Consider the following 21,008-nt stretch of genomic DNA (forward strand, 5'->3'; position numbering starts at 1 on the left):
TTATCCTATGGCAACCTTCCGTAGAATGGAGTCGATAATGGTTGTCGTGCGCACGCCGTCGGCTTCGGCCTCGTAGTTCAAAAGAATACGATGGTTCATGATGTCGGGCGCGAGTTCCTTGATGTCCTCGGGTAGCACATAATCACGGCCTTCCAGGTACGCCAAAGCCTTTGCGGCACGATTGAGGTAGATGGTAGCCCGCGGAGAGGCCCCGAACTGAATGTAACGTGCCTCATCGCGCAACCCGTAGTCAAGCGGACGTCGGGTTGCAAATACCAGTTCGATAATGTAGCGTTCGAGCGTGTCGGAGATATTGACCTTGTTGACTTCATCGCGGATCGCGAAAATTTCCTCTTTGTTCAGAATCGGCCGGATTTTGTATTCATAATTAATATCCGACATCCGGCGCATTACTTCCAGCTCCTTCATCTTGTCGAGGTAATCGACGTAAACTTTCATCATAAACCGGTCGATCTGCGCCTCGGGCAGCGGGTAGGTACCTTCTTGTTCTACCGGGTTTTGGGTTGCAAGAACGACAAAAGGGCGGTCGAGCAGGAAAGTTTCATCGCCGATCGTCACCTGTCTTTCCTGCATTGCTTCGAGCAGTGCCGATTGTACCTTCGCAGGCGAACGGTTCACCTCGTCGGCAAGGATCAGGTTGGAGAAGATAGGCCCTTTTTTGACTTCGTAATCGCCTATTTTGGGTTTATAGATCATGGTCCCGATCAAATCCGCGGGAAGCAGGTCGGGAGTGAATTGAATACGCTTGAATTCCAGGTGGAGAACCTTGGCCATTACATTAATGGTCAGGGTTTTAGCTAGTCCGGGGACGCCTTCGAGCAGAATGTGGCCGCCGGTAAAAAGGCCAATCAGCAGTCGGTTCAGCAGTTTGTCCTGCCCCACGACCACCTTGCCCATTTCGTCCAGGACCTCCCTGATTTTTTCTATATACATGAAAACAAATTTAGAAATGGATCAGGCCCAGATAGCTCTCACAAAGCGGTCCTTACCATTGATATCACGAAGGATCTCTACCTTTTTATAATTTCTTTCTTCAAAAACCTTTTTGGTTTCGGCGCCGAAATGCTCGTTGATCTCGACATAGCATTTGCCTTGCTGTTTCAGATGATGCACACCGAAGTCGGCAATAGCTTTGTAAAAAAGCAGCGGATCACTGTCTTCAACGAACAATGCTTCGTGCGGCTCGAAACGAAGCACGTTAGGGCGCATGCTTTCGGCCTCGGAATAGGTTACATAGGGCGGGTTGCTCACCAGGCAGTCGAACTGTACGATGTTGCCGGGCAGCGGGAACGTTACATTGAGCATATCCTGTTTCGCGAACGTCACGTCCGCAATGAGCTGGCGGGCATTCTCCTTCGCCACTTCCAAAGCCTCGTCGGAAACGTCCCACGCGTGTACGCTCACATGCGGGAGGAAGCGTGCGAGCACGATGGCGATACAGCCGCTGCCAGTCCCGATGTCGAGAATGGAAATGTTTTTATCAGGTTCCGCATAGTCGCGAGTGACCATTTGCACCAGCTCCTCGGTTTCCGGACGGGGAATGAGCACCGCCGAAGAAACGCGGAATTCGAGGCCGCAGAACTCGGTGGAGCCGATGATGTGCTGAACAGGTTCGTTGTTGTTCAGGCGTTTGATAATGCTTTCCCAGTCGGGCTGTGCCGTGTTTTCGGGTATGGGGCGGTCTACCAGCACATCGATGTTGCGGAGGCGCATATAATGCTCCAACAGCATGTACGAGATTGCCTGAGCCTCTTTTTCCGGATAAACTGTGATGTTTTTTACTATATATAAATAAAGCTGGCGTGCGGAAGTCATTTTCACTGATTTTGATCCAATGTCGGAAAGTTAGCAAATTACAAGGACTCCCGAAAGTTGAGTTTAAAAGGGCATTTGTATTTTTGCCACATGGAGACGCACAATCAATGGATGGAACGGGCCTTGCAGCTCGCTGAATATGGCCGCGGGCAGGTAAGTCCTAACCCGATGGTAGGCTGTGTGATCGTCCATGACGGCCGGATTATCGGGGAAGGATGGCACCGCGCCTACGGGGAACCGCACGCGGAAGTGCGGGCGATCGCAGATGCGGACGCGAAAGGTAATTCGCATTTGCTGCCACAAGCCACAGCGTATGTTACGCTGGAACCCTGCTCCCACACCGGTAAAACACCACCCTGCGCAGACCTGCTCGTGAATCGTCGGCTAAAAAAAGTGGTCATTTGTAATAGCGATCCCAATCCGCTGGTGTCGGGACGTGGGATCCGTCGCTTGCGCGATGCCGGTATAGAGGTGGAATGCGATGTGCTGCAAGCGCGCGGACTGGAACTGAACAAGCAATTTTTCACGGCAATGACGCTCGGAAGGCCATATGTAATCCTGAAATGGGCCGAAACTGCCGACGGGTTTCTGGGTTATCATGCAGGTAATCCGGTTCAGATCAGCGACGCATTGTCCAACATGCGCGTTCATAAGTGGCGTACCGAGGAGGACTCCATTATGGTAGGGTATAAAACGGCATTAATGGACAATCCCCGCCTGAATGTACGTCACTGGACAGGAACGAACCCGGTGCGGATCGTCACCGACCGGCGTCTCCAATTGCCTGCGCACCTGCATTTATTGGATAATTCGCAAAGCACGATCCTGGTCAACTACGACCGTGGAACCGAAATTCCATCCGAACCCGAGCGTTATGCAACGCCCTCGACCGCGTACCTGAAAATAGACAGGGAGCGTGATGAAATAGCCCAGCTCCTGGAAGGGTTGCATGCGCGTAAAATACAATCTGTATTGGTGGAAGGCGGCGCAGCAGTAATCAATGCATTCCTCGAAAGTGGCTTATGGGATGAAATCCGGCGCTGCCAGGGCAAGCTGACGATCGGTGAAGGCGTAAATGCTCCGGTACCCCGGGGTATATTCCAGGGTTGGGAGCAAATCGGGGATGATTTGTGGACTTTCTACAACCGGCTTTAAACGCTCCAGAGGTTTTCCTCCGTCGTCCATATCTCCCAGGCTTTCTCTGCCTGTAATTCGAGCATTTTCAGCCCGTTCATGGTCGCGGCACCTTGTTCGCTGCCTTTTTTCAGGAACAAAGTTTCGGCCGGGTTATACACAAGGTCGTACAGGTAATGGTTTCTGGTTACCCATTGGTAGGGTATCATGGGGCATTCTTCCGTATTGGGATAGGTTCCTAATGGGGTGGTATTAATGATCAACCGGTAGTTGTCCATTATTTCCTGTGTGAGTCCTTCGTAGGGCACGCAATCGTCGCTGTTCTGGCGCGACACCAGCATATATTCCATTTGCAGATCCTTCAAAGCAACCTGGACGGCCTTTGCGGCGCCGCCGTTGCCTAATATCAGGGCTTTGAAATTCGAACACGACTCTCCGCGTTTGTCGAGCCATTCTATAAGCGATTGCTGGAAGCCGTAGTAATCCGTATTAAAGCCTTTGGTGCTTCCGTCGGCGTAAATTTTGATGGTATTGACCGCGCCAATGCGCTCGGCCGAAGCATCATCGAGGTCGTCCAGATAGGCAATCACATCCTTCTTGTAGGGGATCGTTACGTTCAGCCCGCGGAGACCGTGCTTCTGTTTCAGCAATTCGGGCAATTCTTCCAGGGATTTTATCTCAAAAAGCTCATAGCTGCTCTCTTTGATCTTCTCTCTCGTGAATTTGTCCGTGAAATATCGCTTGGAAAAAGAGTGGGTAAGCGGGAATCCGATAAGGCCGTATAAGTTCATAAGGATGCGTGCAATAACAGGGAAAATTTAAGGCTGCTAAGTTATACGAGCCATCAGCTAATTACAAATGCGTGCAAAATAAGGGTCTGGTAAATTCGCGTATAGAGCGGAAGGTTGGATAGTCGCAATGTGGCATTCCGTTGTATATCAAATAGTTCGCTGTTGATGTTAGTTTATATTAAACTATAACCGAATTAACTTGCATAATAATGTGAAATGAAGTAGAATTACCTATCCTTTATCTGTACTAAAATTTATGAATTGGAAAAATCTTTGCTACACACTATTGCTGACAACGCTACTGCTTAGCAATGCTAAGGGCCAAAAACGGCAGGATTTTCAAATCCTCCTTAAAAGTGGCTCTTTCGTCCCCGAGCGCAATGTTGCTTCCGCGACGAGCCGTGCCAATGCAGCATTCAGCCTTTCGACAGCTGGGCAGAAATCATTTGTTGTCATACAGTTCGACGACATTCCTACCGAGGAAGAGCGGCGCCAGCTGAGAGCGGAGGGTATCGAATTGCTTGATTATCTACCGAATTACGCCTACACGGCGACCATAGCCGCGGGCAGTAACCCGGGCGCATTAGCCCGGACCCAAGGGCGGGCTATCGTGGAACTCAGCCCGGAACAAAAAATGCAGCCCGACCTCGCCAACGGCAATATTCCGCCCCATGCATTTTCAGGCCCCACGACCGTCGATTTATGGATCAGCTATCCCAAGTCTTTCACTGACGACGAGATTCAGGCGGCGCTGCAAAAAAATAGCTACGAAGTCGTTTCGGATAAATACAAAAATTACCAGATACTCACCGTCCGGGTGCCGGTGAAGGAGCTTAAAAGGCTTGCCGGGCAGCCATTTGTACAATATGTACAGGCAGTACCGCAGCCAGACCGCCTGCTGAACAATAAAAGTACCGTCAACGGTCGCGCCAATGTGCTCAAATCGGCATTGCCTGGAAACAGAATGCTGTCGGGAGCAGGTGTAGTTGTCGGGATCGGTGATGAGTCCAACCCATTGCGGCACATCGATTTTAATACCCGGATCATCAACAGGGCGCCGATCGACGCCGGTTCGCATGGCTTGCATGTGATGGGTACGATGGCTGGCGCCGGCATTATGGATGAGCGCTATGCGGGTTATGCCCCCAAAGCGACCGTTGTGGTCCAAAGTTACTCCTCGATCATAGCCTATTCGCCGCAGTATGTGCAGGATTTTGGCATGGTCGTTACTAATAACTCCTACGGTTCCGATGTAATTACCTGCGAAACGAACGGGGCTTATGACCTGTATTCATATATTCTCGACCAGCAGGCATTCGACATGCCTTACCTGCAACACGTTTTTGCCGCCGGGAACAGCGGTGCTACTACCTGTGCACCGTTTGCGGTGGGTTTTGGAACTGTCCTTGGAGGTTATCAGACGGCGAAAAACGTCATCACGGTAGGTAGCACCAACGAGACCGGCGTGATCGCGTCGGGTTCCAGCCGCGGGCCTGTCAAGGACGGGCGGGTAAAACCGGAGATCACCGCCCAGGGAAGCGGAATCACCTCTACGATTCCGGTGAACCTGTATACCGGCGGAAGCGGGACAAGTATGGCTTCACCCGCCGTGTCGGGAGGTCTTGCGATGCTATATGAGCGATACAGGCAATTGAACGGGAACCAGAATCCTAAAAATGGTTTGATGAAGGCATTGCTGGTGAACGGCGCCGTAGACAAAGGCAACGAAGGTCCCGATTACCGCTATGGTTATGGCTGGCTTAACCTGCTCCGCTCGGTTAAAATGCTCGAATCCCAGAGCTATACAACGGCCCAGGTTTCGCATCAGGGCTCCAATGATTTTTCCATTAATGTTCCGGCCAATACCGCGCAGCTTAAAATAATGCTTTACTGGAACGACCCGGCGGGCAGCACGCTGGCGTCGCAGAACCTGGTACACAACCTCGATCTCAAGGTAACGAACCCCGCATCGAAAGTGGTCCTGCCACAGATACTCGATCGCACGGCAGCCAATGTAAATAATGCGGCAACCACCGGCGTCGACAATCTCAATAATATGGAACAAGTGGTGATCAATAGCCCGGCAGCGGGGAGCTATACGATTTCGGTCAAAGGTACCACGGTAGGCCAGACACCGTCGCAGGAATATTTTGTGGTTTATGATGTTATTCCAAACTCTTTGACCATAACCAACCCGATAGGCGGAGAACGCCTGAAAGACGGTGATCCGATTTATATTTCATGGGATGCGTTTGGAAACAGCGCCAGCACTTTCACGGTGCAATACAGTAGCAATAACGGGACGCCCTGGACGAACCTTTCGACAGTCGCCGCCGGAACAAGCCAGCTTGCGTGGACGATACCCGCGGGCCTGTCGTCCGAGAAAATGCGGGTAAAGGTGATCCAGAATAGCACCGGTGCCCAAAGCATTTCCGAACCTTTCACGGTGATCGGCGTTCCGGGTGCCACACTGTCGGCGCTGCAATGCGAAGGCTATATTTCTTTAGACTGGACGGCCGTCACCGGGGCAACTGACTATGAAGTGATGATGTTGAAGGGCAATGATATGGTCCCGGTAGCGACGACCACCGCTACCACTTACGCGTTGGGCGGCTTACTGAAAGACTCGACTTATTATGTTTCCGTTCGGGCAAGGGTGGCAGGGCAGCCCGGACGCAGAGCGTTGGCTATTTCGCGCAAGCCGGATACCGGAACATGCGCGGGCGCTATTTCAAATAATGACCTGAAAGTGGAGTCGATTGTAACGCCGGCGTCGTCGGGCAGGAAAAACACTTCGACGGAATTGAGCGGGACCATTTTTGTGAAAATGAGGATCAAGAACCTCGACGACGTGGATTTCAACGGATCGGTTGACATAGGCTATGTGCTCAATGGCGTAGCGGTACCGGTTGAGACGATCACCCCTTTCATAGAAAAAGGGAAAACGTACGATCATACATTCGCAGTGGGCGCCAACCTGGCCAATCCGGGAGATTACAATATTAAAGTGTTTATCCACAGTAATGCGGATGTGGTATCGGCAAACGATACATTGGCAAAACTTTTCAGACAATTGCCTAATGATCAGCTGGCATTGCCCTTTCTCGACGACATGGAAAACCTCCCTGCGCAGGCGGTATCCGTCGCGCAAATGGGGCTCACAGGCGACGGCCGCTACGATTTCAGCGCCAGTACCGAATCAGGAAGGATCAGGACGTTTGTTAATACGGGGTTCGCTGCGTCGGGTCAAAAAGCATTGACGCTTGATGTCAACCGTGCTTTTCCAGCGGGCAATACGAGTTATCTGACCGGCACTTTCAACCTGGCCGGATATAATATCAACAACGATGACCTGCGACTGACGTTTTCTTACAAAAACCACGGACAAAAGGCGAATGCCAATAATAAGGTTTGGATAAGGGGGAAGGACAGCGATGCCTGGATCGAGATTTACGATCTTTTTGCCAACCAGAATCTTTCAACAGCCGGATATAAGACGACCGCTCCGCTGGAACTAAGTGCCCTGCTATCGGCAAATGCCAAGAATTTTTCGTCGAGCTTCCAGGTACGCTGGGGGCAATGGGGCAAAATGATCACTTCCGATTACAGCAACGGGGCGGGATATTCCTTTGACGATATCCGCATTGTTTCCGTTACGGACGATATTCAGATGCTGGCACTACTCGCCCCGCCTACCGAAAGTTGCGGATTGAGCAATGCGGAAACAATCGCCATCCGTATCCGAAACAGCTCGGCACGGGATATTACCAACGTGCCCGTGGCAGTTTCTTTGCCTAATGGGACCATCCTTCGCGACACGATTCCTACGCTCGCCAAACGGACGACCATCGATTTTACATTCGGACCCAAAGCCGATTTTTCAGCGATCGGGGCATTGAATCTCAAAGCATGGTCGGGACTGGCAACCGACAGTTACCGAGACAACGACACCCTGGCGGTCAAAGTTTACAATGCACCGGTGCTGAGCACTTTTCCGTATCTCGAAAATTTTGAAAATGGCGACGGCTTCTGGAGTGCCAAGGGTACGAATAGCTCGTGGAAATATGGAACGCCGACCTCCGCGGCATTAAACAAAGCGGCCAGCGGCACGAAAGTATGGAAGACCAACCTGGCAGGAGGCTATAACGACAAGGAAGAGTCTTATTTGTATTCACCCTGTTTCAATGTAAGCAGTTTGACTACCCCTACACTAAGTTTCAGTGTGGCGATTGACCTCGAAGTCTGCGAACCCACACCTTGTGATTACGTGTATATCGAATATTCCGGAAACGGCGGGCCCTGGACACGCCTCGGCGCGGTAGGACAGGGGACCAACTGGTATAATAAGACTTATTCGGGCAATGGAGCCTGGGCTATGCAAGACTACCTGCGGTGGCACGTGGCGAGCATTCCTTTGCCCACCGGTGTTGCTAACCTCAAGTTGCGTTTTGTCCTGATTTCCGACGGGTTTACGCACCGGGAAGGAATTGCCCTGGACGACATTCATATTTTCGACAAGGTTTCCCCCATACTGGACAATGCCGGCGGGGTGGCCAGTCAGCAGGTGTCTGGTTCGGGATGGGTGAATTTTATGAGTAATGGAAAGCTGATGGCTGCTATTAACGCCAACGGCCAGGATATGGGCAATACGCAGGTGCAGACGTATTTGAACACGGTCGGGGTCAGAAACGGCAATGGCCAATATTATCTCGATAGAAGTTTCACGATAAAACCGGCGAATGACGAACTCGCGAATTTGGCGACGGTCCGGTTCTTCTTCCTCGAAACCGAGAGCGAAGCGTTGATCAACGCGGTAGGTTGCGGAACATGCGGTAAGCCCGCGAATCCATTTGAACTGGGTATTTCCAAATACCGGAATCCGGGAGCCAGGACGAAAGAGGACGGCTCATTGGCCAACAGTACCGAGGGCGGGTGGTCGTTCCACCCGGCCGGGGAAATTGCGATCGTCCCTTACGACAAAGGCTATTATGCCGAAATGAAATTGAAAACTTTCTCGGAATTCTGGCTTTCGAAGGCGTTTGTCGGAAATCCGGGCGCATTGCCGGTAGCGCTGGTGAGTTTTAATGCCCGGAAAAAGCAAGGTGTTGAGCATTCAAAAGATGTCATAGTCGAATGGGAAACCGCTTCGGAAGAGAATTTCGACCATTTCGATATCGAGGTCGCAGCAGGTGACGAAGCTTACAGGCAGGGAAGGTTTGTAAGGCTGGCGCAGGTGTTCGGGGAGGGTAATTTGAAAAGCGGCAGGAAATACGAATACACAGACCAGGTGCCGGGCAAATGGGGCAACTTATATTACAGGCTCAAAATGGTGGATGTCGACAGCACTTATCAATACTCGCGCGTGCGGCCGGTCGCATTCGAGGGGCAACCCGAATGGTCGGTTTATCCTAATCCATCCAAAGGCGTCTTTTACCTGGGTGACGATGTGCCGGCAAGCCCATCGGTATCGGTGAATGTGTACGACCTGCATGGCAGAATTTTGAAGCAGCTCGACGGCAATGCGTTAAGCCCGCAAAAGAAACGCATGGTTGATCTGTCCGGACTGGAATTTGAGGAGGGCATATATGTGTTGGAAGTAGTGAACGGAGAAACAAAACAGGCATTCCAGGTGTTGAAAAACTGATGTAACCTTTGCTATCGTTTAAAAAATCCTAGCCATGCAGCATATCGGCAGGGAAAAGCGAATAGCTTTACAACAGACCGCATTTTTGAATAATGAATGTCATGAACAAAGTTTTACTGATCCTTTGCCTCTTTACCCTTTCCACCTCCTACGCTCAAACCGGCAGAACGGTCAATACACTGATCCTGGACACCGATATCGGCCCCGATTACGACGATGTCGGCGCGATGGCGGTCATGCACGCATTGGCCGATAAGGGAGAGGTAAAGCCCCTGGCAGTGATTTCTTCCAATAAAAATGAGTTGGTAGTCCCCACTATCGAAATCCTGAATACTTATTTCGGGCGCCCTGAATTGCCTACCGGTGCACCGAAAGGGAAAGGAGCGAATTTCGGGGCCACGCAAAAATGGCCGGAAATGCTGGTAGAGAAATACCCTCACAAAATCGCCAAAACGTCGGACGCGCCCAATGCGGTAGAGACTTATCGCAGAATCCTCGCCAAACAGCCCGACCAGAGCGTTACCATCGTGACCGTTGGTTTCCTTACAAATCTGGCAGATTTGCTGGACTCCGGCCCCGATGCAAGCTCACCGCTTTCAGGTAGTGGTCTCGTCCGGAAAAAAGTAAAGCAACTTGTGTCAATGGCTGGTGGATTCCCGAAAGGCCGGGAGTATAATGTGCTGGTCGACTCGGTTGCATCTGCAAAAGTTTTCGCCGAATGGCCTACCGAAATCCTTTTCAGCGGATTGGAAATAGGTAAGGAGATCAAAACCGGCAAGCGGGTAATTGCTAACGAAAATTTGAAAAGCCCGGTAAAAGAAGTTTTTGCGATGGCAATGCCTTTGTCCAAAGGCGATGCCGATGGCCGGATGAGCTGGGACCAGACAGCCGTATTGGTAGCGGTCCGGGGGATTCAGCCTTATTTTGGTGTAAAACGCGGGAAAATTATTCTGGAAGGCGGTAACAACAGCTGGCAGGACGATCCCATGGGCCCGCACGCTTACCTCACGCCCAGTATGCCCTTCGAACAGCTCACGGCGCTGATCGAAGGACTGATGATGTGGCAGGGCAAATAGGGGGATCTATACTACCATCGCATTGTTACTTTTGGCAGCAGGGGCATCTCCCGCTGCCGTTCTTATTATATCGAAATCTGCATTCAGTTTTTGGGTGAAAAGCGCCACGTCGAAGCTATGCACGACGATATTCGCGCCTTCTTTCATCCACTGGATCTGCCGTTCCGGTTCCAGCGAAAAGTGGATGCCGATCGCCAATCCCTTGGCACGCGTGGTGCGGATGATGTAAGAAACCGCTTTTTCAAACTCCGGATGGTCGTACTGCTCCGGCAAGCCAAGACTTACCGATAAGTCGTGCGGGCCGATGAAAACGGCATCCAGGCCGGGTACCGACAGCAGTGCATCCAGCTTGTCCATCGCCGGAACGCTTTCAATATTGGCAATGCAAATATTCCCCGCATTGTATTTCGCTACATAATCCTGCAAATTTTGGGGCATCGGCAAAGCTCCGCTGAGGTAATTCTCCAACACCTCGCCTTTCAGCGGGCGGTATTTGGTAGCACCCACGAGCTCTCTAATCTGCGTCACCGATTCGAGATAGGGGGCCACAATGCCTTTGGCACCCGCATCGATAGCCTGGCAGGCGAGGTAAGGATCCGGACAGGGAATGCGGACAATGGGTGTAATGCCCAGATGACGGAATTGCTGGCACAAAGCAGCCAGTTCTGTTCTGCCCAACGGTACATGTTCGGTATCCAGAAATACAAAATCGACACCCGTTCTTTTAACAGCAGCAGGCCACATCGGGCCGGTGGAGGTAATGCAGGTGCCGTATACGTTTCCCCCGTTTTTCAGTTTTTCAAGTAATGTGGATTCCATTGCGAGATCTTTGGTTATTGTTTCATCAACCATATTTCCGTCACCTGCGAGCCGCGTTCACCTTCGCCGCAACTCCACTCAAATATTACCTTCCCGTCAGTAGTAGCGGTTTTCGGCACATTGAATTCAAATGTGGGCTGTTCGCCGGTTTGGATAAAATCGTGGATGGTCTGACCGTTGTCCGTTGTCATTTTCATACGCGAGCGGAAACGCCCGGTGTAAGAAATGCGGATGCGGTAAGTGGCGTCGGGGTCGAGGTTGTCGTAACGAATACGCAACGGCTGGTCGTAAAGCGTTTTAGCCTGCTTCATCCAGGCACGCGGTGTGACTTGCCCTTTGAAACCGGTAGCCTGGATCTCGTCCACCCACTCTTCACCGATCAGGCCGACCCCAAAACCGATGCGAGGCGATTGTAAACTCCCCGGATCTTCTTCCCAGGGCAGGTTCGGCACAACGCGGTACCAGCTTTCAGGATCGCCGAAATGGTCGTAAAACCCGCCCGGGCCTGGGTCTGTACGATGCAGCAGCTGATCAATTTCCCGCAGCATAGCCGCTTCGCTACCCAGCTGTTCAATCCTTTTGAACTGATCCAGCAAAAAAGGTGCGTCGTTGAGCGGCATGTTGATCAGGTCGATAAAATTGCCCCTGCCCGACATCGCGCCGTGCTTTTTCATGGTAAGTTGGGCGCCAATGCTTTTGTACAAAGAATCGGCCAGCGAATAGCATTTCTGTTGGTAATCGGGCAATATCGGTTCTTTCCATGCCTTTGCGAGCGAGGTTTCGGCTTCACGCATCGCTTTGACGCTCCCGATTGTTGCCGCCGAGGCAAGCGTCCGGCAGGCATGCTGTTCCAGTTCTGTTTCGTAAACAAGCCGCTGGCGGGTATATGCATCAAAATACGCCCTGATCAACCCCATTTGAAAACGAGGGTTTTGGAGTAATTTCAATGGCGCGCTCTTTTCCATGGATTGCCATTGGCGGAGGGTAATGTCGATGCCTTCGTTTGTCAGCACTTCACCGCGCCAGTTTTTTTCAAGGTCCACGAGAGCCTGCACGCCCGCTTCTTTATATTCAGGACCGAAAAACAACCTGGAATAATCGCGCAAGGTTTCCATAACCGGCATTTCCGGGTCCCAGTCCTGGTCGCTCCAGACAAATTTGTTAACGTCATCGTTGGTACCTTCCGAGTAGCTTACGCTCCCAATGCCATATTGGTCTAATGCATTGTGAATGGCTTTTTCATCAAATGGCCGCGGATTGATGCTCTCGCGCCCGAGCGTCATCGCCCAGGCAAGGTCCCAGTGCGGCACGGGGTATTGTGCGGAGTAGTTATGCGTAATGTCGGGATAATGCCGTATCGGGATGGTCGGTTTGAGCATTTCCCTGATCTTCCCGACGGGGATTTTCACCCACGGCCCGAACACCACCCCGCCAAACCAGCTGTATTCCTTATTGGCATGGCTAAAAAACGCATCAAACCATTTCTGAGTGGGGCGGAATACCTGCGGCGAAACCCAGATTTTAGCTTTGGGATGGTATTTCTGTAAAACTGCCGCTTCCTTTTCCAGCCATGCGAAAAGTACGTCCGGTTCCAGTTCGCCGGGGTCGCCTGCCGGTACGAACACGCCGTCGAGCCTGGGCAAGCTGGCAAATACCTGATCGCGTTCTGCCAGCTCTTTCGCAATGGAGTCGGGGTGGACGTAGTTTTTACCCATATTCGGATACCAGATCGAGACATCGAGCCCATATGACTTACAAATGCGGGATTGCTCCACAATCATCTGCGCAGCCGGTATTTTCATATGCCGGCTGGTCGGGTCGTCGTCGGTGCGCGGTGGAAGTATTTCAATGGTATTCGCGCCAAACAAGGTCAGTTCGCGGATGTATTGGTCGAACCCGGCGACCGTGAATGCATCGTAAGCGTTGGTTTTAGGACGGTAACCGAGCTGGTGGCCGCGCATGGGGTATTTCGGACTGGTACTAAGGCTTACCTGGTTGTTTATTCCGAATTTTCCCGGTGTCATTTCCGCTTTCCGCAGCAGACGACCGATGCCATACAGAATCCCCCGCGCGTCTTTTCCGGCTATAATGATCGTATTAGGCTGTCCGGCGGTTGTCAGTTTGAAGCCCTCGCTCTTTGTTTCCGGCAGGGCGGCAATCGCTTTCCTGTACGGCTCCGGCAATTTGCCCAGGTCGTTTTCCTGGACAATCAAAATTACTCCTCCGCTTTTTGGCATCTTTTTCGCGACCGGCAGCCTGAGTCCCGTCCGCTTTTCAACCTCATTCTGAAGAACTTCGATACTTCTGAGCAACGTAGCTTTGTCGGTCGGGCTGAATATCTGGCTTTTGGATAGATCAATGGATTGTGGGAATGCAATGCCACTCCTGAGGGTCAGAAGGAGCAGTATTAAAAAACGCAGAGGTGTTCCGTAACGCATAGGTCAGAGCTTGATGAAAATCCGTTTTTTGTAGAGTACGTAAGCCGGAATAAAATTAATACACACAAAAATGAGTGCGTAAAGCATGCTGGCAAGACGTGGGTCCATTCCCGTTTGCGACAAAGCGGCTACGGCATGGTGGTTTATCGTATCTCCGGCTATGGGCATTATATAAAATACCAATGCGAGAATATCCGCCAGCACGTAAGCGGCGATGGCATTGGCCCCGAAAATGATGCCCGGTTTAATGCCGGTGGTGTTGCCGCGAATGTCAATCAGGAAATACAATGCACCGAGCAACATGGAGGCAAAGCCCGAAGTCACGAGTACGAACGAGCTTGTCCACAGGTTTTCGTTGGTTGGGAAAACCAGGTTCCAGAAGTAGCCCAATGCGGCAGTAGCAAAGCCGGCGGTTAGCAGGAAATTGCTTTTCTCGTTCGGTGAAATGGGTTGAAGCATTAGCCTGCCCGCGAGCATTCCGGTAATGGTGGTTGCAATGGATGGGAACGTGCTCAGAATTCCTTCCGGGTCCCAATTTCCCCGCCACATTTTACCTGGTAAATAATGCTCATCAACCCAGGCAGCCAGGTTTAAGCCGGGTTCGAGCATGACCTTGCCAATTCCTGGCGTAGGGATGGTCGTCAATGCAAGCCAGTAGAGCACGAGAATGGCGACGGCGATACCGAGCTGCTGTTTCCAGGTAGTATTCAAAAACAGGATCGCACACACGAGGAACACGATCGCGATCCGGTGGAGCGTCCCGGTATAACGCAGGTCGGAAAAGTTAAAGTCGGGCAGCATATTAAGGAACATGCCGACGGCAAATATTTTCAGCGAGCGGATGACAATCTTACGATACAACTCCCCTTTTGGCGCATCGAGCTTCCTCGAATAAGCCAATGTAATCGAAACGCCTACGATAAAAAGGAATGTGGGTGCGATCAGATCGGTGAAAGTAAGCCCGTTCCATTGGGTATGCCTGAGCGTGGGGAACACAAAATCCTCATGCCCGGGGAAATTAACCATGATCATCGCCGCAATCGTAAAACCACGCATTGCATCCAACGAAAGCAATCTAGACAATGAGCCCGAAGCGTTTTCCATATCAACCGTTTATAGGGTTATGTACGGAAAGAGCGGTCAGGCGTACTACTGTATACGATAGAAAATCATTTATAACCAGCTTACCTCGACGCTTTTTGCACCCTGCACTAGTATATTTTGCGCAATTGTCAGTAATTAGGAAGTTGTATTTTGAACACCCGGAAAATCATCCCAAGCCTTTTGACCCTATGAAGAAACTATTCCCGCTTTCGCTGATCCTGTTCGGCGTCCTGCTGCTTGCAAGCTGCAAAAGATCAGGCAACATATCCAAAGAACAGGCCGAAAAAATTGCGGTTTCGTGGAAGCTCGTCAGCAATTTTACTGAACCTGACGGGACGTTTAAAGCGCAGTTTACGATTCGCAACGGAAGCGATTTTACGTTGGACGGTTCTAACTGGAAGCTGTTCTGGAACATGTCGCCACGGCCGATCCAGTCGAACAAAACGCCGCAGCCTGCGGTAGTGGAGCATATCAATGGCGACTGGTACCAAATGGTGCCCGCGAAGGATTTGATCATGCGCCCGAAGGACTCGATGACCATTACCTACACCGGTACCGAGGGCGTGGTTAAGGAAACGGATGCGCCGCTGGGTTTGTACTTCGTGTTTTATGATAACGAAGGCAAGGAGAAAGAAATCGTTCAGGTCGCAGATTACAAGATCGAGCCATTTGTTACGAAAGAGCAGATCTTGCGCGGCAAAATGGATTTGAAGGAGGTTCCGACGGCAGAAACGCGTTATAAGGCCAATGCCGGATTTACCAAAATAGGGGAAGAGCAGCTTTTGAAGATCATCCCAAGTCCTGTGAAACTGGTTCCGGGCGCTGGTACATTCACACTCACGGGTAAAACAAATGTATTTTATCAGGAAGGCCTTGAAAATGAGGCCAAATATCTGATCAGCAAATTGAAAACGCTGACTGGAACGGACTTGCCTATCCAGGCTGGCTTACCAGGCAAGGGTTCCGAGGGGGCTGCTATCGTTTTGAAAACCGGCAAAGTTGCGGTGAATGGCGTTTCTAGCGAAGCATACAATCTGAATATCAACCAAAGCGGCATTACCATCGAAGGCAGCGATGCTGCGGGCGTCTTCTACGGCGTCCAGAGCCTTTTGCAACTTGCGCCGACGGACGTTTACCAGAAACCGGTGGCTTCGGTTGGTTTCGGATTTGTGCAGGTGCAGGATGCGCCGCGGTTCCAGTTCAGGAGCCTGCATTTGGATGTAGCACGTAATTTCCAGACGAAAGAGTCGGTCAAACGAATTATCGACCTGCTTTCAGGCTATAAGGTCAACCACTTATTACTCTATACGACGGAAGACGAAGGATGGCGGATCGAGATCGACGGCTTGCCGGAGCTTACGCAGGTAGGCGCGCAACGCCAGCACACGTCGGGCATGAACGCGAATGCATTGCATCCGGGTTACGGCTCAGGGCCGGTTGCGAACGAGAAAGGCAAGCACGGAAGCGGCTATTATACCAAGGCCGACTTCATTGAAATACTCAAATATGCCCACGAGCGGCACATTAAAATCATCCCGGAACTGAACTTCCCCGGCCACGCGCTGGCGGCGATCAAGTCGATGGAGGCGCGGTACGAAAGGTTGATGAAGGAGGGTAAGGAAAAAGAAGCAAATGAATACCGTTTGATAGACCCGGACGACAAGTCAGTCTATATTTCTGCACAGGGTTACAAGAATAACGTGGTCAGTGTGGCGCGGGAATCGACCTACAATTTCTTTGTGAAAGTGGTGGATGAAATCGCGAAACTGTACGAGCAGGCCGGTTTGAAAATGGATACATTCCACACCGGCGGCGATGAAGTGGCGGATGGCGTGTGGACGAAGTCGCCAATGGCTGCCAAACTATTGCAGGAGCATCCCGAGGTGAAAGGGCCGCGCTATTTGCAGACCTATTTTTTCAGGAAACTCCTTCCTATGCTCGAAAAGCGTAACCTTAAAGTACATGGTTGGGAAGAGGTCGCATTAAACAAATCAGAGACCGGCGCCTACCTGGCTAATCCGGAGTTCGTGGGGCGCCAGGTATATCCCTACGTTTGGAACAATGTGTATGATGTCGATTTGGGTAATCGCATGGCCAATGCAGGCTATCCTGTGGTGCTTTGCAATGTTACCAACTTCTATTTTGACATGTCTTATAACAACGATCCCAAAGAGCCGGGCCTGTATTGGGGCGGGTTTGTCGACACGCGCGACAACTGGGCGTTTGCACCATTCAATATGTTCCGTACGACGGAGGAGACTTCGATGGGCAAGCCTATGAAGGAGGAATTTGCAGGCAAACAGCTCATGAAGCCCGAGGCGCGCAAGAACGTTTTCGGTATTGAAGCACAGCTTTGGAGTGAGACGATCAAAGGCCGGGATATGATGGAATATTCGATCCTGCCGAAGCTGCTGGGCTTTTCTGAAAGCGCCTGGGCGGCCGAAAGAAAGTGGGAAAATGTGGCCGACGATGCCGCCAGAAAAGCCATGATGGCCGAAGGCTGGAATATTTTTGCAAACTCGATAGCCCAAAAGCACCTGCCGAGACTAAAGTATATAAACGGGGGCTATAATTACCGCCTGCCTCAACCAGGCGCGATCATAGAAAACGGAATGCTGAAAGCGAATGTGGAACTGCCGGGCCTGGCGATCCGCTACACGACCGACGGTTCCGAGCCTACTGAAACATCACAGCTTTTTGAAAACCCTGTGAAGGTTTCAGGCACTGTCAAACTGAAAAGCTTCGATCTGGCCGGACGATCGAGCCGCAGCAGTGAAATAACAGCCCGTTGACGAATCAAATCGTACACGCAGCTCAGCGCTCAACTCTTCTCTGTCCATGAACATTGGTGTAGATATCGGCGGCACGAACATTCGTGCCGGTATCGAATCGGGGGGCCACATTACCCGGCAAAATCAGACATTACTGGCCAACAAACATTCGCTGTCGGCAACGCTCGACCAACTCATGGACGTGATCCGTCCCCTGACGGCCTATCCGGTCAAAGGTATCGGCATAGGCGTACCTTCGGTGGTAGATGTCAACAAAGGCATAGTTTATAATGTGCTGAACATCCCGTCGTGGGAAGAGGTGGCATTGCGGGATATTGTGGAAAAGGAGTTCAATCTGCCGGTTTCGGTAAATAATGATGTGAATTGCTTCGTACTCGGCGAGCACCGTTTCGGATTGGCGCGGAAATTCCAGTCGGTGATCGGTATGGCCATCGGGACGGGGCTGGGCTCAGGTATTATCATCGATAACCATTTATACGCGGGAAGGAATTGTGGGGCAGGGGAAATCGGGATGCTGCCTTATAGGGATTCGGTGCTGGAAAACTATGTATGCAGCCGGTTTTTCGACGATTCCCTGGGCATCGACGCATTTGCCGCGCATGAAGCGGCATTGAAAGGCAGCAAGGAGGCGATTGAGGTTTGGGAAGAATTCGGGGTGCATTTAGGTGCTGTTATCAAGGCTATCATGTACACCTACGACCCCGAGGCGATCGTCATGGGAGGTTCCATTGCCAAAGCGAACCGGTTTTTCCAGGAAAGTATGCTGGAAAGCATCCAAGACTTTGCCTATCCCGAGTCTCTGAAAAAGCTGACACTGCTGGTGTCTGAAAACGAAAATATCGCATTGCTGGGTGCAGCGGCATTGCTCGACAATTAATGTAACAAAACCACGCCCTTCATGCAAAGGAACATTTTCATCGTAGTCCTGATCTTCCTGATCTTCTTTGTCATTTCCTTCCTGACCAACATCCTGGGTCCGATTATTCCCGATATTGTCAAGAGTTTCGATTTGAGCATTGGTCTGGCGGGATTTCTGCCTTTTGCATTCTTCGTCGCGTACGGCGTCATGTCGATCCCGGCGGGACTTATGGTGGAAAAGTTCGGTGAAAAGATTATGCTGATCGGGGCGTTCCTTTTGGCATTTGGCGGGGCGCTACTATTTGCGTTGGTTCCCAGCTTTTCGATAGCGCTGTCTTCATTGTTCCTGATCGGCATTGGAATGGCCATTTTGCAGGTGGTCATAAATCCATTATTGAGGGTTTCGGGTGGAGAAGAGAAGTTTGCATTCTATTCCGTGCTGGCGCAGCTGTTTTTTGGCGCGGCATCGTTTCTGAGTCCATTGCTTTACAGCTATTTAGTATTGAATGTCCATTCGAAAACTTCCAATTTTTTAATCGATATTTTGAACGGATTGGTACCAGATAATTTAAAATGGGTGTCGCTTTACTGGGTTTTCGCGGTGATCGCGCTGGCAATGGTAGCGGTAATCGCGGTGGTGAAGTTTCCGAAAGTGGAATTGTTGGAAGACGAGCGGATCGATGTCGGGAAGTCGTTCGGTGAATTGGCGAAGAACAAGCTGGTATGGCTGTTTTTCCTGGGCATATTTGCCTACGTAGGAACCGAGCAGGGCATTGCCAACTGGATTTCACAGTTCCTGCAAACCTATCATGAGGTAGATCCGGCTACTACGGGAGCCTCCGTAATATCCTATTTCTGGGGCCTGCTCACGGTTGGTTGTTTCCTTGGATTGATATTATTAAAAATCCTTGATAGCCGGAAGGTGCTGGTCTTCTTCACTTGCGGAGGTATCGTATCGCTGTTGATGGCATTGTTCGGGTCGAAAGAGATCGCTTTGGTGGCCTTCCCGCTGACGGGTTTTTTTGCTTCCGTCATGTATTCGGTGATATTTTCGCTTGCTTTAAATTCAGTGCCGAAACATCACGGGACCTTCTCCGGTATTCTGTGCGCGGGTATCGCGGGCGGCGCGGTAGTGCCGCTGATCGTCGGCGGGCTGGGAGAGTTGGTAGGGTTGCAGTTTGCAATGCTTTTCCTGCTGATCCCGCTCGGATACATCCTCAGCATCGGCTTATGGGCCAAACCGCTGGTCAACAACGAAACCGTTTCGAGCCTGAAAGAGCTATTCAAGCTGGGTTAATACTTCTCCTTCCTATTTATGCACAAAATCATCCTCCTCCTAGATTTTGCCGAAGAATACAGCAAAAGCCTGATGAAGGGGATCAATGCGTATTCTAAAGAGTTTGGTCCCTGGATTTTCTGCCGGATGCCGCTTTTCCACCGCGAAACGATTGGTATCGACGGCATCCTGAAGTGGGCATTGGAATGGGGCGCCGACGGGATTGTCGGACAGCTATACAATAAGGAGATCGATAAGATCGTCCGGGCAGGTATCCCAGTCATTGCGCAGGACTTCAAGGAACGTTTCACCGAGATTCCCAACATTACCGGTGCCTACCACGAGGCGGGGCAAATGGGCGCGGATTACTTTCTAAAAAAGGGTTTTACCAACTTCGCATTCTACGGCTTCAACGACATCGTGTGGTCACGCGAGCGCGCAGAAGGTTTCGAGGAGCATTTGCGGAAGAAAGGCCATAAAGTACATTACTTCGAGCATAAAAAAGCGCGTTCAACGGAGCTTTGGTATTACAAACCCAGCTCGCTGAGCCGCTGGCTGAAATCGCTGCCCAAACCGATCGGGCTCATGACTTGCGACGATAACCAGGGCCAGCACATTACGGAGGCGTGCAGGCACGTGGGTATACGCATACCCGAGGAAGTGGCGGTGCTGGGTGTGGATAATGATGAAATGATCTGTGACTTGTCCGATCCGCCGCTTTCAAGCATTGCTTTGGATGTGGAAAAGGGTGGTTACGATGCCGCAAAACTGTTGGATCACATGATCAAACACGGCACTGCCGAATATTATGATGTGGTAGTAAAGCCGACGCAGGTCATCACCCGGCATTCGACGGACATTTATGCTACCAACGATGACCACATTGCTTCCTCATTGAAATACATCCACCAGAACATCGATAAAAACCTGCACGTAGATGAAGTGGTGAAGCAAGTACCGCTTTCACGCAGGGCGTTGGAAAAGCGTTTTCTGGAAATTACGGGTTATCCGATCTACAAATACATTTTTAACCTGCGCATCGAGAAATTCACGCAGAAACTGCTCGATACCGACATGTCGGTGTTTGAAATTGCGCTGGATATGGGGCTGGGAGATAGCAAAAATATAGCCCGCCAATTCAGGCAGGCTAAGGGGTGTAGTCCGAGTGCTTATCGGAACAAGTATTTGGCGGGGAAATGAAAAGTGTCGTGCTAAATCTAACCAGGCTGACAATTTAGTC

13 protein-coding genes are annotated in these 21,008 nt (G+C 51.1%); 7 read left to right on the forward strand and 6 right to left on the reverse strand.

Annotated elements, in window-relative coordinates; translation table 11 throughout:
• Entirely contained in the window at window positions 1-954 is a 954-nt protein-coding gene (locus ACTJJJ_RS11800; protein WP_188934961.1) for an AAA family ATPase, read from the reverse strand.
• A gap of 21 nt (window positions 955-975) precedes the next feature.
• Entirely contained in the window at window positions 976-1,836 is an 861-nt protein-coding gene (gene prmC, locus ACTJJJ_RS11805) for a peptide chain release factor N(5)-glutamine methyltransferase (protein ID WP_188934959.1), read from the reverse strand.
• A gap of 90 nt (window positions 1,837-1,926) precedes the next feature.
• On the opposite strand from prmC, the gene ribD reads away from it, so the two are divergent.
• Entirely contained in the window at window positions 1,927-2,991 is a 1,065-nt protein-coding gene (gene ribD, locus ACTJJJ_RS11810) for a bifunctional diaminohydroxyphosphoribosylaminopyrimidine deaminase/5-amino-6-(5-phosphoribosylamino)uracil reductase RibD (RefSeq protein WP_440701902.1), read from the forward strand.
• Here the strand turns inward: ribD and ACTJJJ_RS11815 are convergent.
• A complete protein-coding gene (locus tag ACTJJJ_RS11815; RefSeq protein ID WP_188934955.1) occupies window positions 2,988-3,761 on the reverse strand; it encodes a shikimate dehydrogenase family protein in 774 nt (257 codons plus the stop codon). The genes ribD and ACTJJJ_RS11815 overlap by 4 nt on opposite strands.
• A gap of 256 nt (window positions 3,762-4,017) precedes the next feature.
• Between ACTJJJ_RS11815 and ACTJJJ_RS11820 the strand changes: the two genes are divergently transcribed.
• Together ACTJJJ_RS11820 and ACTJJJ_RS11825 are read left to right on the forward strand one after the other, a co-directional pair.
• Window positions 4,018-9,405, forward strand: coding sequence for a S8 family serine peptidase (locus tag ACTJJJ_RS11820; protein WP_440701903.1), 5,388 nt, complete (start codon window positions 4,018-4,020; stop codon window positions 9,403-9,405).
• 101 nt (window positions 9,406-9,506) lie between these two features.
• Window positions 9,507-10,481: a nucleoside hydrolase gene (locus ACTJJJ_RS11825; RefSeq protein ID WP_426292763.1), complete on the forward strand. Its 975-nt coding sequence runs from the start codon at window positions 9,507-9,509 to the stop codon at window positions 10,479-10,481.
• A 6-nt stretch (window positions 10,482-10,487) separates the two neighbouring features.
• On the opposite strand, the gene ACTJJJ_RS11830 is transcribed toward ACTJJJ_RS11825, so the two are convergent.
• The 3 genes from ACTJJJ_RS11830 to ACTJJJ_RS11840 are packed head-to-tail and all read right to left on the reverse strand — an operon-like array spanning window position 10,488 to window position 14,842.
• Complete coding sequence (locus ACTJJJ_RS11830) at window positions 10,488-11,300, reverse strand: HpcH/HpaI aldolase family protein (RefSeq protein WP_188934949.1); 813 nt, start codon at window positions 11,298-11,300, stop codon at window positions 10,488-10,490.
• Window positions 11,301-11,314: 14 nt separating this feature from the next.
• A complete protein-coding gene (locus tag ACTJJJ_RS11835) occupies window positions 11,315-13,738 on the reverse strand; it encodes a hypothetical protein (protein ID WP_440701904.1) in 2,424 nt (807 codons plus the stop codon).
• A 3-nt stretch (window positions 13,739-13,741) separates the two neighbouring features.
• Complete coding sequence (locus ACTJJJ_RS11840; RefSeq protein ID WP_440701905.1) at window positions 13,742-14,842, reverse strand: acyltransferase family protein; 1,101 nt, start codon at window positions 14,840-14,842, stop codon at window positions 13,742-13,744.
• A gap of 188 nt (window positions 14,843-15,030) precedes the next feature.
• On the opposite strand from ACTJJJ_RS11840, the gene ACTJJJ_RS11845 reads away from it, so the two are divergent.
• From ACTJJJ_RS11845 to ACTJJJ_RS11860, 4 genes are read left to right on the forward strand one after another with little or no spacing between them, the layout of a single operon-like run.
• The gene (locus tag ACTJJJ_RS11845) at window positions 15,031-17,634 is read left to right on the forward strand and encodes a family 20 glycosylhydrolase (RefSeq protein ID WP_440701906.1); all 2,604 of its coding nucleotides are present in this window, start codon (window positions 15,031-15,033) and stop codon (window positions 17,632-17,634) included.
• Between the two features lie 46 nt (window positions 17,635-17,680).
• Window positions 17,681-18,511 (forward strand): ROK family protein, encoded by an 831-nt coding sequence (locus ACTJJJ_RS11850; protein ID WP_188934941.1) that lies wholly within the window; start codon window positions 17,681-17,683, stop codon window positions 18,509-18,511.
• Between the two features lie 21 nt (window positions 18,512-18,532).
• Window positions 18,533-19,789 carry a sugar MFS transporter gene (locus ACTJJJ_RS11855; protein ID WP_426292768.1) on the forward strand — a complete coding sequence of 419 codons (1,257 nt, stop codon included), beginning with the start codon at window positions 18,533-18,535 and terminating at the stop codon, window positions 19,787-19,789.
• 18 nt (window positions 19,790-19,807) lie between these two features.
• The gene (locus tag ACTJJJ_RS11860; RefSeq protein WP_188934937.1) at window positions 19,808-20,968 is read left to right on the forward strand and encodes an AraC family transcriptional regulator; all 1,161 of its coding nucleotides are present in this window, start codon (window positions 19,808-19,810) and stop codon (window positions 20,966-20,968) included.
• Window positions 20,969-21,008: the final 40 nt, after the last annotated feature.

It is taken from the genome of Dyadobacter sp. 22481, from assembly GCF_052044875.1.
Lineage (GTDB): Bacteria > Bacteroidota > Bacteroidia > Cytophagales > Spirosomataceae > Dyadobacter > Dyadobacter endophyticus.

Excerpts from the sequence above, each read along its gene's own strand:
- ACTJJJ_RS11800 (WP_188934961.1), bottom strand. The coding sequence starts at position 954 with ATGTATATAGAAAAAATCAGGGAGGTCCTGGACGAAATGGGCAAGGTG.
- prmC (WP_188934959.1), bottom strand. The coding sequence starts at position 1,836 with ATGACTTCCGCACGCCAGCTTTATTTATATATAGTAAAAAACATCACA.
- ribD (WP_440701902.1), top strand. The coding sequence starts at position 1,927 with ATGGAGACGCACAATCAATGGATGGAACGGGCCTTGCAGCTCGCTGAA.
- ACTJJJ_RS11815 (WP_188934955.1), bottom strand. The coding sequence starts at position 3,761 with ATGAACTTATACGGCCTTATCGGATTCCCGCTTACCCACTCTTTTTCC.
- ACTJJJ_RS11820 (WP_440701903.1), top strand. The coding sequence starts at position 4,018 with ATGAATTGGAAAAATCTTTGCTACACACTATTGCTGACAACGCTACTG.
- ACTJJJ_RS11825 (WP_426292763.1), top strand. The coding sequence starts at position 9,507 with ATGAACAAAGTTTTACTGATCCTTTGCCTCTTTACCCTTTCCACCTCC.
- ACTJJJ_RS11830 (WP_188934949.1), bottom strand. The coding sequence starts at position 11,300 with ATGGAATCCACATTACTTGAAAAACTGAAAAACGGGGGAAACGTATAC.
- ACTJJJ_RS11835 (WP_440701904.1), bottom strand. The coding sequence starts at position 13,738 with ATGCGTTACGGAACACCTCTGCGTTTTTTAATACTGCTCCTTCTGACC.
- ACTJJJ_RS11840 (WP_440701905.1), bottom strand. The coding sequence starts at position 14,842 with ATGGAAAACGCTTCGGGCTCATTGTCTAGATTGCTTTCGTTGGATGCA.
- ACTJJJ_RS11845 (WP_440701906.1), top strand. The coding sequence starts at position 15,031 with ATGAAGAAACTATTCCCGCTTTCGCTGATCCTGTTCGGCGTCCTGCTG.
- ACTJJJ_RS11850 (WP_188934941.1), top strand. The coding sequence starts at position 17,681 with ATGAACATTGGTGTAGATATCGGCGGCACGAACATTCGTGCCGGTATC.
- ACTJJJ_RS11855 (WP_426292768.1), top strand. The coding sequence starts at position 18,533 with ATGCAAAGGAACATTTTCATCGTAGTCCTGATCTTCCTGATCTTCTTT.
- ACTJJJ_RS11860 (WP_188934937.1), top strand. The coding sequence starts at position 19,808 with ATGCACAAAATCATCCTCCTCCTAGATTTTGCCGAAGAATACAGCAAA.